This window comes from Aliikangiella aequoris (genome assembly GCF_053709105.1).
Map to the genome: position 1 here is coordinate 3,315,726 of NZ_CM132298.1, position 15,615 is coordinate 3,331,340.

Annotated in this window: 11 protein-coding genes; 1 reads left to right on the plus strand and 10 read right to left on the minus strand. The window is 40.3% G+C overall.

Features of this window, described 5'->3' with window-relative positions; translation table 11 throughout:
• Position 1: 1 nt before the first annotated feature.
• The 6 genes from ACUR5C_RS14410 to ACUR5C_RS14435 all read right to left on the minus strand — a co-directional run bounded on the left by ACUR5C_RS14410 (position 2) and on the right by ACUR5C_RS14435 (position 7,337).
• Positions 2-997, minus strand: coding sequence for an AAA family ATPase (locus tag ACUR5C_RS14410; protein ID WP_454465872.1), 996 nt, complete (start codon positions 995-997; stop codon positions 2-4).
• Between the two features lie 18 nt (positions 998-1,015).
• Positions 1,016-1,723, minus strand: coding sequence for a DUF4159 domain-containing protein (locus tag ACUR5C_RS14415; RefSeq protein ID WP_454465873.1), 708 nt, complete (start codon positions 1,721-1,723; stop codon positions 1,016-1,018).
• A 109-nt stretch (positions 1,724-1,832) separates the two neighbouring features.
• Positions 1,833-3,179 (minus strand): TldD/PmbA family protein, encoded by a 1,347-nt coding sequence (locus ACUR5C_RS14420; RefSeq protein WP_454465874.1) that lies wholly within the window; start codon positions 3,177-3,179, stop codon positions 1,833-1,835.
• A gap of 38 nt (positions 3,180-3,217) precedes the next feature.
• Positions 3,218-4,849: a TldD/PmbA family protein gene (locus tag ACUR5C_RS14425; protein WP_454465875.1), complete on the minus strand. Its 1,632-nt coding sequence runs from the start codon at positions 4,847-4,849 to the stop codon at positions 3,218-3,220.
• Positions 4,850-5,066: 217 nt separating this feature from the next.
• Positions 5,067-6,332, minus strand: coding sequence for a sensor domain-containing diguanylate cyclase (locus tag ACUR5C_RS14430; RefSeq protein WP_454465876.1), 1,266 nt, complete (start codon positions 6,330-6,332; stop codon positions 5,067-5,069).
• A 12-nt stretch (positions 6,333-6,344) separates the two neighbouring features.
• A complete protein-coding gene (locus tag ACUR5C_RS14435) occupies positions 6,345-7,337 on the minus strand; it encodes an ABC transporter substrate-binding protein (RefSeq protein ID WP_454465877.1) in 993 nt (330 codons plus the stop codon).
• A gap of 369 nt (positions 7,338-7,706) precedes the next feature.
• Here ACUR5C_RS14435 and ACUR5C_RS14440 point away from each other — a divergent pair, with 369 nt between their 5' ends.
• Positions 7,707-11,087 (plus strand): ligand-binding sensor domain-containing protein, encoded by a 3,381-nt coding sequence (locus ACUR5C_RS14440; protein ID WP_454465878.1) that lies wholly within the window; start codon positions 7,707-7,709, stop codon positions 11,085-11,087.
• Positions 11,088-11,186: 99 nt separating this feature from the next.
• On the opposite strand, the gene purD is transcribed toward ACUR5C_RS14440, so the two are convergent.
• The 4 genes from purD to dusB form a co-directional block, all read right to left on the minus strand.
• The gene (purD, locus tag ACUR5C_RS14445; protein WP_454465879.1) at positions 11,187-12,476 is read right to left on the minus strand and encodes a phosphoribosylamine--glycine ligase; all 1,290 of its coding nucleotides are present in this window, start codon (positions 12,474-12,476) and stop codon (positions 11,187-11,189) included.
• A gap of 83 nt (positions 12,477-12,559) precedes the next feature.
• The gene (gene purH / locus ACUR5C_RS14450; protein WP_454465880.1) at positions 12,560-14,137 is read right to left on the minus strand and encodes a bifunctional phosphoribosylaminoimidazolecarboxamide formyltransferase/IMP cyclohydrolase; all 1,578 of its coding nucleotides are present in this window, start codon (positions 14,135-14,137) and stop codon (positions 12,560-12,562) included.
• A 106-nt stretch (positions 14,138-14,243) separates the two neighbouring features.
• Positions 14,244-14,537 (minus strand): DNA-binding transcriptional regulator Fis, encoded by a 294-nt coding sequence (gene fis / locus ACUR5C_RS14455; protein WP_454465881.1) that lies wholly within the window; start codon positions 14,535-14,537, stop codon positions 14,244-14,246.
• The gene (dusB, locus tag ACUR5C_RS14460; RefSeq protein WP_454465882.1) at positions 14,534-15,520 is read right to left on the minus strand and encodes a tRNA dihydrouridine synthase DusB; all 987 of its coding nucleotides are present in this window, start codon (positions 15,518-15,520) and stop codon (positions 14,534-14,536) included. The genes fis and dusB overlap by 4 nt, the downstream gene beginning before the upstream one ends.
• Positions 15,521-15,615 lie beyond the last annotated feature (95 nt).

Below are 15,615 nucleotides of genomic sequence, written 5' to 3' on the forward strand. Positions count from 1 at the left end.
TTCACCCAATTGGCTTTTTAGGTAGTGGAATACTAGTGAGTAGATTTTCGATCACAGTTTCTACTGATATTTGATCGGCTTGTGCCTGAAAGTTAAGCAATATTCTATGTCGTAAGATACTCGTCACCACTAATTGAAGATCATCTAAGGTCACTGCAAAACGCTCTTCCATTAATGCGTTAGCTTTCGCGCATAAGATAAGCGCCTGCCCTGCTCTTGGCCCAGCTCCCCAGTTTACGTAATCACGGATCATTTTATTACCACTTTGCGCCGGGCGAGTTTCTCGAATAATTTGAGCTGTATAAGCCACCATTGCGTCAGAAATTTCAACTTCTTTCACTAAGCTTTGTAGCTTAATTATTTCATCACAATTGAGTAATGGCTGAATAGTTCGCGAGTTACTTGACGTGGTTCTTTTAAGAATTTCGATCTCTTCTGCCTGACTTGGATAGTCGACCTTTACCAACATTAAAAATCGGTCAAGTTGTGCTTCTGGTAAAGGGTAAGTACCAGATTGTTCTACTGGATTTTGAGTTGCTAGTACAAAGAACGGCTTTGCCAATGGGTAGGTAGTTCCCGCGTAGCTCACCCGCTTTTCTTGCATTGCTTCAAGCAATGCAGCTTGGGTTTTAGGTGGTGTTCGATTGATTTCGTCGGCTAATAAGATATTGGTAAACACAGGTCCTTGTTGAAATTTAAAAAAGCGCTTACCAGAAGTATGATCTTCTTCTAAAATTTCTGTACCTATAATATCGCTTGGCATTAAGTCTGGTGTAAATTGTACTCGATGAAAATCTAGTGCCAGTGCTTCGCCAATTGAGCTAACCATTAGCGTTTTAGCTAGACCCGGGACACCTTCAAGTAAGCAGTGACCACCAGCAATAATACAAATAAGTATTTCTCTAACCACCTGCTCTTGGCCAACAATATTTTTAGCTATTTCTTTTTTAACTGCTTGCAAACGGCGTATCTTTTCAATTAACTCTGTTGATTGCATTATTAGTCTCATTTTTTATTATGCTGTCATAGCATATATCACTATATTTACCGCGAAGCGGGTATTGTCCTCTGCCATAAAACGTTTATTTCTAAAGTCATAATCCCACTCACAACCTAAATCTTTATTGCTATAAAGCACCCCAATACGGCCATTGATTAGAATAGCCTTCAAGTAATCATGAACTAAATCATCTCCCCACCCATTCAGCTCTAAGCTAGTGTCTGGCGGTCCATCAAACTCAAAATAGCTAGAGTAAATTGGGTGATCATTGGGGATCTTTTGTAGCGCTTGTTCGCCAAACAATTCAGCCATTTGAGCTTCAAATGATTGTGCAAACAATCCGTCGATATCATGATTGCAGTCATCTACAAAAACAAAGCCGCCATTGTCGACATAGTGTTTAAAATTTTGTTTTTCGCTCGCGGTAAACTCAACTAATCGATGCCCGGCTAAATAACAAAATGGTGATTTCAGCATTGCAGTATCGGCAAGTGGTATAATTCTTTCGTTTAAATCTACTCGCAAGTTAGTGTACTCAATTAGAGAGTTCAGTATATTTGCGGGCATACGCTCATCAACTTCCCAATCACCAGACTCGTAACTTAACCGAGTAAAATAAAAGTCGTATATTTTCTCTTCACACAATACCCAAGGCACAGGTAGTGTCCCTGCAGCACATACTGCAGTGATCGAACGGAGTAATTGACGACGCTTCATACTCATTGTTTATTACTAGTGGCTAAGGACATAGGGCTCAAATCTTAAGTTGTTAAAAACAACAAAGCAGAACTTAACCTGAATTAAGTTCTGCTCGTGGTTTCTAGTTTCTACTTTATACTGCGTCTGACAAACTACTAAAGTTAAAATCCCTAATTTTCATTGGAGGAACCATATTGCCATTAATACGCACCGGCTTTCCTAATGCCTCAATATTATTAAGCATAACAATAGGGCTTTCATTAAAACGGAAATTTTTAATCGGGTATTTAATTTCTCCATTTTCAATAAAGAAAGTACCATCGCGAGTTAACCCGGTATATAACAAGGTTTGCGGATCAAGCTGACGGATATACCATAAGCGAGTCACCAACACACCGCGGCGAGTATCTTTGATCATTTTTTCTAAACTATCTGAACCACCAGCCATAATAAACTGGTTTCCACCCGTTGCTGTAGGAATATGCTTTGAGCCGGTTTTTTCTGCCCAATATCGCGAATTGTATAAATTGACGACTTTACCATCTTTAATCCACTCGGTACGCTCTACCGGAAACCCATCGCCGGAATAAGTTGCCGTAGGAACCATTGGATGATGAGGATCAGAGTAAATATTCACACGCTCGTCAAACAGTTTATCGCCTAACTTATTTTTACGTGGATTCTCTTCTCCTTCCTTCGCCTGGTAACTTAAAAAGCTGCGTCCTTCATCAGCCGCTCGCTGATCCATATTTCCAACCATATTACTTAGCAATTGTACACTTGCTGCTGGCTCTAGTATTACCGTATAGCGCCCAGGCTCTAATTCTTTTGCCCCAACCGAGCCTTTCGACTTGTTAATGGCAATCATTGAAGCCTCAGCAGTATCTAAATGCTTTACGTCGGAATAATCACGCGTAACCCAGCCTGAACCTCTACCATCTTCTGTTCGAATAGTGGCAGAAAAGTTTACTTCGGTACTTTTATTAAATGCGAATAATCCTTTACTATTCATCATGGCACGCATACTTTGAGAGTCATTTAAAAATCCACTAGCGATAAGTTTATTTTTCTTTGACGGTACAATTGAATTCTCTGCGGCTTGCGCTCTTTGTTCAGGCGTAACTTTTGCAGTTGACTCAAAGTAGGTCGTTGCGTTTGAATATTTTTGTGGGCCTATCAAAGGCATATATTCTGGATTTTCAGGCGCAAGTCTTGCCAACTCTTCTGAACGTCTAACCACTTTTTCAATTGATGCGTCATCAAATTCATTAATGGTCGCGACACCGCCTTTTTTTCCAAAATTAGACTGTACCGCTAAGGTTAAATCGCTAGTGGCTCCAGAGGTACTTACTGTATTCCGCGCGTACCGAATATTTCCAGCGACTTCTCCATTTAGAGTGGCAACACATTCGTCTGCCTTTGAAAAAGCGATCACCTTTTTAAGTAATTTTTTAGCTTCTTTTTCTGTTAAAATTGACATAGTTCACCTCATCAAACTTTTATTCTGTTTAGCAAAGCTTAAACTTTTCGTTTTGTGTTTAAGACTTTGACATCATTAAATCGTGTTGTAGGACAGCCATGCGATACCGCACTAACTTGCGAAGGTTGACCCTTACCGTCAAAGAATGAACCACCTAAACGGTAGTCAGACTTACCCGCCAATTGAGCACACGAATTCCAGAACTCCTGAGTGTTTGATTGATAGGCAACATCTTCAATCTGATCAACAATTTTCCCATCTTTAATTTCATAGAATAATTGTCCACCGAACTGAAAGTTATACCTTTGTTGGTCAATAGAATAGGAACCACGACCGGCTATATAGATACCTTTTTCAACATCTTTAATTAAGTCATCTGCACTTAAATCTTCTTTTGGGTTTGGCATTAAAGAAACATTAGGCATACGCTGGAATTGGACATCGGCCCAGCTTTGCGCGTAACAACAGCCATGAGACTCATTTTGGTCGATCATATGAACTTGATCTCGAGTGGCCTGGTAGTTCACCAAAATTCCGTCTTTAATTAGATCCCATTGCTTGGTTTTAACCCCTTCGTCGTCATAGCCAACACAACCGAGTGAATGCTCTTCAGTTTTGTCAGCAACCAAGTTTACGATGTCTGAGCCGTATTGAAACTTCTTACTACGCCATTTATCGAGAGTTGCAAAGCTAGTACCAGCGTAGTTTGCTTCATATCCCAATACTCGGTCTAATTCTAACGGATGACCAACCGACTCATGGATGGTCAACATTAAATGAGCCGGATCTAATACTAAGTCGTACTTACCGGGTTTAACCGATTTTGCGCTTAATTTTTTCTGTAACTCTTTACCTGCATTAGTCGCATCTTCCACCATGTCGTAAGAGTTTTTATACCCAACATTGGCGCCCTGCACGTATATTTTATCTTCTTTCTTACCGTCTAAGTACTCAAAACCCATACCTACGGGGTTACCTAAACCAGTGCGTTGTTTAAAGCCACTCTTACCCACTGCACTCGCAAAAAACGGTGCCCATAAACGATGGACATCTTGATCAATGTATGAACCATCAGTTGAAGCAAAGTACTTTTGTTCATTGACTAAAAATAGAATAGAAGTGATATAGCTAGCACCATTAGCCAGAGCAGCATTGTTAACTTCTAGCAATCGCTCAACTTTTTCCTTAACTGGAATTTCAAAGGCATTTTTGACAATCGGAGTTTTCCAACTCACCTCGCCGGTACCCTTAACTGGCGCTAGTTGAACAGGTACAGTTTGAAATTTTGAATTGGCTTTAGCAATTGCAACAGCCTGTTTAGCGGTTTTAGCGATGCTATCGGGTGAAGCGTTAGAGGTAGAAGCAAACCCCCATGTTCCGTTTGCTATAACACGAATACCGACACCGGCAGACTCAGTATTAACAATGTTATTAACGACTTTTTCGCGGGTGGTAACAAACTGGTTAAGATAACGTCCAATGCGAACATCTGCGTAGCTAGCTCCAACTGATTTAGCTGCATTTAATGCAATATCAGCTAGCTTTTTTTTGAGCGCTACGTCCATTGGTTTATCGACTAGCTCGGCCGCGCTAACTATATTGCCTGTGACAGGAAGAACAAGTCCCCCTACACCAGCACAAGATAGTTTTACAAAATCTCGTCTCTCCATTATTTCACCTCAATTTTTGATTATTTTTAAAGTCAATCATGCGTTCTCGCCAGAGTTATACTTAGCCACGCTTCACTCTTTAAAGCCTTATTTGACAATAAAGCTAACAATTCAGCTTATAAAGTTTGAACAACGATACTCCACTTTTCGAGTTTCAAACGCAAATGCGAAAATGTAAGAAACTATATAAGATTGATTTATATAAGGATTTCTAGCGTTATTCGGCCACAACAAAAGTATTCCTACCGCTACTTTTAGCAGTTAAGAGCGCTTTGTCTGCGCAACTAATAAGCTCTTCTAATGACTGAGTCGATTGAGTTAAACAAGCAATTCCAATACTAACCGTAAGCGCTATGGGCTTAAAGTTATACTCAAATGGCTTTTCAGAAAGGTTTTTTTGAATACGGCGAGCAATTTCAATAGCTGCTTGTTGACCACTATGCGGTAAAATAACAATAAACTCCTCACCACCAAACCGCCCTAGTAAATCAATATCTCTTATGGCTTGAGTTGTTAATCTAGTTAGGTGAATAAGCACCTTATCTCCAGTAAGATGCCCATAAACATCGTTTATTTTTTTAAAATGGTCACAATCAATAATCAGTAAACTTAACCCAAAGTTATGTCGACGAGCACGCGTATATTCTAGTGAGCCTTGTTCAAAAAGCGCTCGACGATTAGGGATTTGTGTTAAATAATCAGTTATTGCAATTTGCTTTAATGACTCAGTACGCTCGGCTACAATTTGCTGCATAGCATCATGGCTCACCGTGGTATCTCTTAACTGCTCTGACATACGATTAAATTCATACATAATCGGCTCTAAAAACCCAAACTCTTGATTTGTATCGACTGGCTGGAAATTTCCTTGCCTTACCGAACGAAGGCCTTTGTTTAAATGTTCGATTGCAGTCTTAAACCAATCGACAAAGCGATAAAGGTTAAAAAAGAAAACCACAAAGAATATCAAAACGCCGCTACCCACCAAAAATAGCTGCTGAATAATTATTTCTCTTATCGATTTCTCTGCATTCAAAACGAGCCGTTGACTATCTTCGCGTACAGATTCAATTTGTTGGAGCATACGCTTGCGCAAATGACTTTTAATTTCCTGCCGATCGGCTGTTGGCTTAATCTCGGCTATATATAGGTATAGGGCATCCAAACTTCGACTTTTTGCTAATAAACTATTTTGTATCGACTGAATCTCTCCGGGAAACGTTGGTGCTTCGCTTAGTTTGGCAGTCAGCGCTTTAATTCCTTTTTCCCATTGATAAGCATGGCTATTTCTTAGCTGTGGATTAAGTTCAAATAAGAGAGCATTTTGCAAGCGATAGACTAGGTTACCTACAGCACGAGAATACTCAACTCTCGCTAAAGCAGAATCTACTTTTTGCCAAGCAAGCCCCACGCTTAAACAAATTAAAACCAGCATGACTAGAGCCGATGTAGTAACTAAATTGAGTTTACGATTTATATTCAAGTTTGGCTTTACCTAGTCTATATTAACGGCGCTAGGATCGAGCGCTAACAATGCCGACGGCTGCACAAATTGGCGCAGATCTGGCACTGGAGCCGTTGGAATTTTTCCTTGTTGCATCGCCCAGGTAATTTGCGAGTCAATACTCATTAGCATTGAGCGATTAAGGTTTAATCTGAAAATGTAATCTGGCCAAACCCAATCAACGACTTGAGCGTTTATATCTAGTTTTTTTAAGAGTATTTTCTTCGCGCTTTCGGGGTTAGACGCAATGTAATAATTGGCTTTTTGTAAGGCTTCTAAAATACAGCGCGTCGCTTTAGCGTTTTGCGCAACAAAACCCCGCCGAGCCAGTAAATTAAATGTTAACGTATACAGATTTTTAGTAGGCTCTAAAAAACTACGTTGATTACTTTGCAGGCTTTGAAATGCATAGGGCTCCCAAGCGACCACACTGTCTACTTGAGCCGACTGCAATGCATCTGGCATTTGCTCTACATTCAAAAACTGAACATCGAGTTGGGAATCATTAATCTGATTAATCGCGGTGTATTGACTAAAAAAATATTCGCTTGCACTCCCTTTGACTAAACCAACTTTCAACTTTTGGTTCGCTTTAAAATCAATTCCTTCGCGAAGAACCACCTTTATGTCATTATCCGACTCGACAAAAGTGGCTAAGTTAACAAAGTTTGAATTTTCCATTAACTGGTAGGCCATCACAGAGTCAGAGCTAGTTGAGAGGTCGGCTTGCCCAGAAATCATCTGACTAAAGCTATTGTGCCCTCCAATAACTTCGGATACTTTGAGTGTCACACAACTTTTGTCAAAGTAGTTTTTCTCTAGTGCAACATAGAAAGGCGTAGACAATGGCGTTTTAGCTAGTGCGATGGAAACTGGTTTAGGACTATTATTCTGCAAGCTAGTGAATGGTGCACCATAAAACCACCCCAAAATGGCGCAAGCGGCAGCCAAAAGACCCCACTTAGCAACAACGGAATACTTCAAAACAATCATTTCCAGTAAATAGTGAATACCAATAAGTATAGATCAGCATTGAAGAAATTCTATCGAATCAATCAATATTTTAAAAAATAGCTTAATCCAAGCTGTCCTGATTTCACAAGCTGTCCTGATTTCAAACAAGCCTGCTGGCAACTATTCAAATCATTGAAACTAGCCATCGCACTAAGATTTGTTTAGCGATGGATAATTGTATAACTATATGAGATATTGGGTATTTGAAATAACAGCATAAATTAACCTAGTCGAATCCACACAGAACAGCGCTCAAACTGCGTATTAACCGCTTGGAAACGACTCAAAGAGTCGGTTAGACTGCGTTATGCCTGCTATGATTCTATTAGTCACTTTAAAATGAGCGCGATTAACTGCCTAAAATTAATGCCAAGCCTTACTCATTACATACAAATTCCATTTATTTCTCAACTGGCAAGCCTTCTAACTTGGTTGTTGTTAGTTGTTTCTCCGGCAGTGATTGCAACCCCAAACCTTGCAGTCCAGAGCAAAGAAACCATAAATTTTCATCGTATTAATGTTGATGACGGGCTATCTCAAAGCTACGTCTATCAAACGCTACAAGATCATATGGGGTTTATTTGGATTGCAACCCAAGATGGCTTAAACCGCTACGACGGCAAACAATTTGTTATTTTTAGAGCCGATCCCAATGATAAAAGCGCCATAAAAAGCAATGATGTTAGAGTATTGCTAGAAGACTCGCAGCAAAGATTGTGGATCGGCACCCAAGGCAAAGGACTTAGCCTTTACGATAGTGCCACCCAAAGTTTTAGCCAGTTTTCGTTGACTCAACCCAATGAACCAGCGACGGGCAATATCGTCGTGGATATTCTCGAAGCAAACAGCCAAGTATTTTGGATTGGTACTCGAGCAGGGCTAGTTAAGTTCAACCCTCAAAATGGCGAAGCAATTCGCTTTAAAATCAAGGAAAAACCAAACAGCGCGCTCGCCAATAGAGTGAGAGATATTCTCGCTTTAAACCAACGCTACTTGCTTTTGGCTACAGGTCACGGGCTCATGCTATTCGATACTCAAACCGACCAATATCAACCATTTGTGACTCAATCGAACCAACTATACGGAGCAAACTTTTCCTATTTACTTAAAGACCATAACAATTCTGTGTGGGCGGCTAGCTTAGACGGCGGACTCTACCGCTTTAATGATAAAGAAATTGACAAAAAACTCGCACAATTACAGCCAAAGGAATCAGCCCAAACAGACAAAAATATCCAGCAAAATTCTTTAAATAATCAAACTAAGCTTGAGTATGAGAGTTTCAAATTAAATAACAAAGAAGACTGGGGGCCAATCAACAGCCTGTATTTAGACAATAAATATACCTTGTGGATTGGCACCAGTCTCGGCGGCCTTTTTTATTTTGATAGTCATGCTGAACAGTTTTTTAACTACCGCAAGGTGGTAGGCGATACCACGAGCATTAGTCACAACAGCGTATTAAGTATTTACCAAGACAATCGTGGTTTATTTTGGATTGGCACCTGGAGTGGAGGAGTTAACACTTTCAATTTAGACAATCAAAGCTTTCGCAATTTTGCCGCTATACCTTTTAATTCCAATAGCCTTAGTGGCGATAATATTTGGGATTTAATGCGAGCTAAAGATGGTACTTATTGGTTTGGTAGTGACGTAGGCGGGTTGACCCGCTTCAATCCCCAAACAGAAACATTTCAACATTATAGCGCAAACAAACACGACCCCAGCTCGATCGCAGGTAGAAGAGTGTGGGCACTAGCTGAGAGAGACGACGGTTTAATTTGGGTAGGAAATTACTATCAAGGACTCAATCTTTTTGATCCTTCTACGGGTAAAGTGATTAAACAATACAACAAAAGAAACCGCTCTTCAGGGCAAGAGAATCCTCACTCAGTAATTAATATGTTGCAGACTAAAAACGGCGACTGGTGGTTTGCAACACGGCTACAAGGACTTGCAAGACTCAAAAAGAACGCGTCTACTTTTCAGTTTTATCGCCCTCAACAAGGGGAGCCTAATTCACTTCAAGGAGTAAAAGTATTTGCACTTTTTGAAGACAGTAACGGGCAGTTTTGGGTGGGTACAGAAAACGGTGGACTAAGTCGATACAGACCCGAAACTGATGACTTTAAACACTATCAATCAGAACCCAATAATCCCCAATCTTTGCTCTCAAATGAAGTACTCGCCATTGGAGAAGATAGCAATAATAACTTACTTGTAGGCGGTCCCTTAGGGCTCAGTCGAATGGAAAAAGACGGAGTATTCCAACATATCACCATAAAAGATGGTTTAGCAAACAATACTATTAACGGGCTACTGACAGATTGTAAACGCGATATTTGGGCCGCAACAAATAACGCTCTATCACGAATAAAACCTAATGGAACGATTATTAACTATTCCAAAAGAGATGGGCTACTATTTTCAGAATTTAATACTACAGCCTATCAATATGGACATGAATGTGAACTACTATTTGGCGGTGCCGATGGCGCAATTAGCTTTATCCCCAAAGACGAAACAATAGCGCAACCAGTTAACTTAGTTTTAACCAACATTTTAAAATACTACAAAGCCATTGAAATAAATCAACCAATCGCTCAGCTAACAGACTTATCTCTATCTTATAAAGACAAAGTCGTTTCATTTCAATTCGCGCTTACCGACTATAACAACCCCGACGCACATCAATATGCCTACCGCCTAAAAGAAAATAGCGAGCAAGGCGATTGGATAATGCTGGGCAAACAAAACCAAGTTAATTTAACTAATTTAAGTCCTGGCGAGCATCTTTTGGAACTAAAAGCTCAATCTGAAAAAGGTGTATGGTCTAACCCCCTGCTCTTAAATATTAGCGTATCAACGCCATGGTGGATTTCATGGTGGGCGTATTTAATTTACAGTCTGCTTTTTCTGTTGATAGTTGGTGTCTACTTATATTTGCAAAGTCAAAAGCTAAAGGCGCAACAGACTCTTGCACGCAAAGAGCGTGAAGTTTCGGTTAAGTTACGCAAACTCGACAAGCTAAAAGATGAGTTCTTAGCCAACACAACCCATGAGCTTAGGACCCCCCTTAATGCTATTTTAGGGTTATCTGAACTCGCATTAAAAGATCCCAAACTCACTTATAATCAAGGCGATGACTTAAAAAGTTACTTAAAACTTATCTCCGATAGTGGCAAGCACTTACTTGCACTGGTATCCGATATTCTCGACTATTCTGCGCTCAACGAGAAAAAACTTAAACTGAGTATTGAAAATGTTGATTTGGCTACTTTGCTAAATAGTTTAATTTTAGAAATGAACTTACTCAATAAAAACTCCAAGGTTTCAATCACGGCACAAATTGAATCACCACCATGGGTTAAAGCCGATCCAAGGCGTCTTTATCAAATTATTTTAAACTTACTAAGCAACGCGCTAAAATTTACTGAACAAGGCGAAGTCACCGTGCAAGTTACCAAGCATCTCGCAAACGTCGTTATTAAAGTAACAGACACCGGAATAGGAATGAGTAAAAGTGAATTAAAAAACATATTTAATCGCTTTGAACAAGTCGATGGTTCTGCTAAAAGGCGCTACGGTGGAACGGGCCTAGGGCTGTCAATTACTAAGGAGCTGGTAGAGCTACATCAAGGTAGCATAAAGGTCGAATCAAAATTGGGGGAAGGCAGTATTTTTACGCTAACTTTACCTGCGTCAACACCACAACAATAGATTATTCATACAGTTTATAGAGAAAGTATTTATTTTTGATCATCAAGAATAAAAAAGGAGCCATGCAGCTCCTTTTTTTATGAAAGTTATCAACTTAAATTAAGTTTTATTTTTTTCTCTTGTGATCGCTTTATGGCCAATATCATTGCGGTAATAAACTTTATTCCAATGAATTGTTTCAACACGCTGATAAGCTAATTTTTGAGCACTCGTTACAGAGTCACCCAAAGCAACAACACATAATACGCGTCCACCAGCAGTAACCACAGCACCATCTTTAACTTGAGTTCCAGCATGGAATACTTTGCTATCGGCAATGTGAGAATCTAACCCTTCTATCACGTCGCCTTTGGGGTAACTGTCTGGATATCCACCTGCAGCTAGCACCACGCCAACCGCGAAACGCGGATCCCACTCTACCTGCGCTTGATCTAACTTGCCAGCTAAAGCGGTTAAGCACAATTGGTTAATATCGGACTTTAATCGAGACATAATGGGTTGAGTCTCTGGGTCACCAAAACGGCAATTATATTCTAAAACTTTAGGCTCGCCACTGGGTGAAATCATAATGCCAGCATAGAGAAATCCGGTGTAAGGATTACCTTCTGCAGCCATACCCTCAACAGTTGGAATAATCACTTGTTGCATAATTTTATCATGCATTTCTGGCGTGACTATTTGAGCAGGCGAATAAGCCCCCATTCCACCAGTGTTAGGCCCTTGGTCACCATTGTCTCTCGCTTTATGATCTTGTGAGGTGGCCAATGGCAAAATATTTTTTCCATCAACCATTACAATAAAGCTGGCTTCTTCGCCAACCAAAAATTCCTCAACAACAACCCGGTGTCCAGCGTCGCCAAATTTATTTCCGTCTAGCATATCATCTATTGCAGCAAATGCTTCAGCTTGGGTTTGAGCGATAATCACTCCCTTACCTGCGGCAAGTCCATCTGCTTTAATTACGATTGGCGTACCAACTTTAACAACATAATCTTTCGCTGCTTTTATTTCCGTAAAGTTTCCATAAGCTGCAGTAGGAATTTTATGACGCGCTAGAAAGTCTTTAGTAAAAGCCTTAGAACCTTCTAATTGTGCTGCTCCTTTAGAAGGACCAAAACATTGAAGACCAGCTTGTTCAAACAGATCAACAATACCTAAACAAAGCGGCGCCTCTGGACCTACAATGGTCAGCTCAACTTGGTTGTCTTGTGCAAACTTAAGTAACGCCTGAATGTCTTCAGCCGCAATATCAATATTCTCTAATTTACTCTCTAGCGCTGTGCCAGCATTTCCTGGCGCAACAAATACTTTTTCAACGTTGTCAGCTTTTGCTGACTGCCATGCTAAGGCGTGTTCACGACCACCGCCACCAACCACTAAAACTTTCATATCTTTTTCCTTTAAAAATGTAACATCATTGTGCTTGCTGATTAATTTTTAATGTTTAATGTTTAATGTTTAATGTTTAATGTTTAATGTTTAAAGTGACGCATGCCAGTAAATACCATTGCCATACCATGCTCGTCAGCCGCATCAATGACTTCTTGATCGCGCATTGAACCACCGGGTTGAATGATTGCGCTAATGCCCGCTTGAGCAGCAGCATCAATACCATCTCTAAATGGAAAGAAAGCATCAGAAGCCATCACCGAACCTTTGACCTTTAAACCTTCATCGGCCGCTTTAATTCCTGCAATTTTTGCACTATAGACTCGGCTCATTTGGCCTGCACCAACGCCAATTGTCATTTGATTTTTAGCGTACACAATTGCATTTGATTTAACTGACTTAGCCACTTTCCAACAGAACAATAAATCTTTAATTTGTGCTTCGGTTGGCTGTAGTTTAGACACTACTTTTAAGTCTGCCGCAGTTATCATGCCTAGGTCGCGATCTTGTACTAACAATCCACCATTTACGCGTTTGTAATCCCACGCAGATACAGGCTCATCCCATTGACCACAAGCGAGCAAGCGAACATTTTTTTTGGCCGCAACAACAAGTTTCGCTCGTTCCGATACGCTGGGTGCAATAATCACTTCTACAAACTGTTGATCAACAATTGCTTTTGCAGTTGCATGATCAAGCTCTCGGTTGAATGCAATAATACCGCCAAAAGCTGATGTAGGATCCGTTTTAAATGCGTTTGCATAGGCTTCACTAATGTTTTCGCCAACGGCAACACCACAAGGGTTTGCGTGTTTTACTATGACACACGCAGGCGCTTCAAACTGCTTGACGCACTCTAATGCTGCATCGGTATCAGCAACATTATTAAACGACAAGGCTTTGCCTTGAATTTGAACTGCAGTAGCCACTGATGACTCAAGTGGATTAGACTCTACATAGAAAGCTGCGGCTTGATGAGGATTCTCTCCATAACGCATAGTTTGGGCTTTTTTATACTGTACAGAGTAAGATTCTGGAAACTCTTCTGGCGCGTCAACACTTTCCAATCGAGCACCTAAATAATTTGAAATTGCTGAGTCGTAGTGTGCCGTGTGCGCAAAGGTTTTCCAAGCTAAGCGATATCTAAGGTTTAACTCAGTTCCGCCCTTTTCTTCCAGCTGTTGAACCACTAAAGCGTAATCACTTGGCTCGACTACCACGGTTACATCGTGATGATTTTTAGCCGCAGCACGCAACATGGTAGGACCGCCAATATCGATATTTTCAATAGCATCTTGTAGCTCACAATCAGGATTAGCTACTGTTGCTTCAAACGGATAAAGATTGACAACTAGCAAATCGATTCCTTGAATATCATGCTCTTGCATAACGGCATCATCTTTACCGCGACGCGCTAAAATTCCGCCATGAATTTTAGGGTGTAAGGTTTTAATTCGACCATCCATCATTTCTGGAAAACCGGTGTAACTAGAAACTTCGGTAACTGGCAGGTTATTTTCCATCATCAACTTTGCGGTACCACCAGTGGAAAGAATTTCTATATTCTTTTCAATTAATGCTTTTGCAAACTCTAAAATGCCAGTTTTGTCTGATACGCTAATTAATGCGCGCTTTATGGGTCGAATCGAGCTCATAATCATTCCAAGTTAAAATTAAGTAAGTGAACTGTAAATTGCTGTTTGATCAAAAATATAAATATCTAAAACACAAAACGGGCTGACGCCCGCTTTGTAATTATAAAATGCCTTAGTTTAAACCGTACATTTTTAATTTTTTGCGAAGCGTACCGCGATTCAGTCCAAGAACTTGAGATGCTTTAGTTTGATTGCCTTGGGTATAAGCCATCACGCTTTCCATTAAAGGCGCTTCAACTTCAGCTAAAACTAAATCATATATATCACTTGGCTTTTCATCTTCTAACTGTGCGAAGTAGTTTTTCATCGCTAACTCAACACTTTCCCTTAAAGTCGTTTGTTGATTTAAAATTTCAAAAGAATTGCTTTCTTTTTGTTCTAAAGATTCAACGCTATCTAAATTCATGCCACTTGTGCCTTTTCAAATTTTCTCTGTTTAAAATACTCAACCAAACAGCTTAACTGCTCTTCAGCTGATTGAATCTGATTAAAGTGTCGCTTAACCGCTCCGCTTTGGTCGTATTCTGCTAAATACCAAGAAACGTGCTTTCTCGCGATCCTAACTCCCTGTACTTCACCATAAAACTGATGTAATTCAATTAAGTGTTGCATTAATATTTGCTCAACTTCTTGAATTTCAATTTCTGGTAACTTTTCTCCCGTATTTAAATAATGCAAAATCTCCCTAAAAATCCACGGTCGACCTTGCGCGGCTCTGCCAATCATTAAACCGTCAGCACCGGTATAAGCTAAAACATGTTTGGCTTTTTCAGGTGAATCGATGTCACCGTTTGCTATAACCGGCAACCCAACTGACTGTTTCACCAATTTGATAGTGTCATATTCAGCCATGCCTAAATACTTACAGGCTCGAGTTCTCCCATGCACAGCCAATGATTGAATACCAGCCTCCTCAGCTAAACGGGCAATTTGCAACGCATTTTTATTGTCAGGATCCCAGCCAGTTCGGATTTTTAAAGTGACAGGAACATCAACTGCATTAACCACTGCATGTAATATTTCTTCTACTAATACAGGATCTTTTAACAGCGCTGAACCGGCCGCCTTTCGACAAACCTTTTTAGCTGGACAGCCCATGTTAATATCAATAACTTGCGCGCCATTTTCAACGTTATACTGAGCAGATGAAGCGAGCATTTCTGCGTCACCTCCGGCAATTTGAACCACTCTAATACCAGGTTCGTCACCGTGACTTAGCCTCAACATGCTTTTTCTAGAACCCCGTAGTGACGGATCTGCTGAAACCATTTCACCCACAACAACACCAGCTCCCATCGCTTTACATAAGCGACGAAAAGGTAAATCAGTCACTCCTGCCATAGGCGCGAGAAACAGATTATTATCTAGTGAATATGGGCCAATCCTCATATCAAGGTGTTTTCAGTCTGAGACGACATTTCGGTTGGTCAAGAAAGCACCAGATTTTACACGCTTTAACTCGGCTTGAAAACGAGATCTGAACT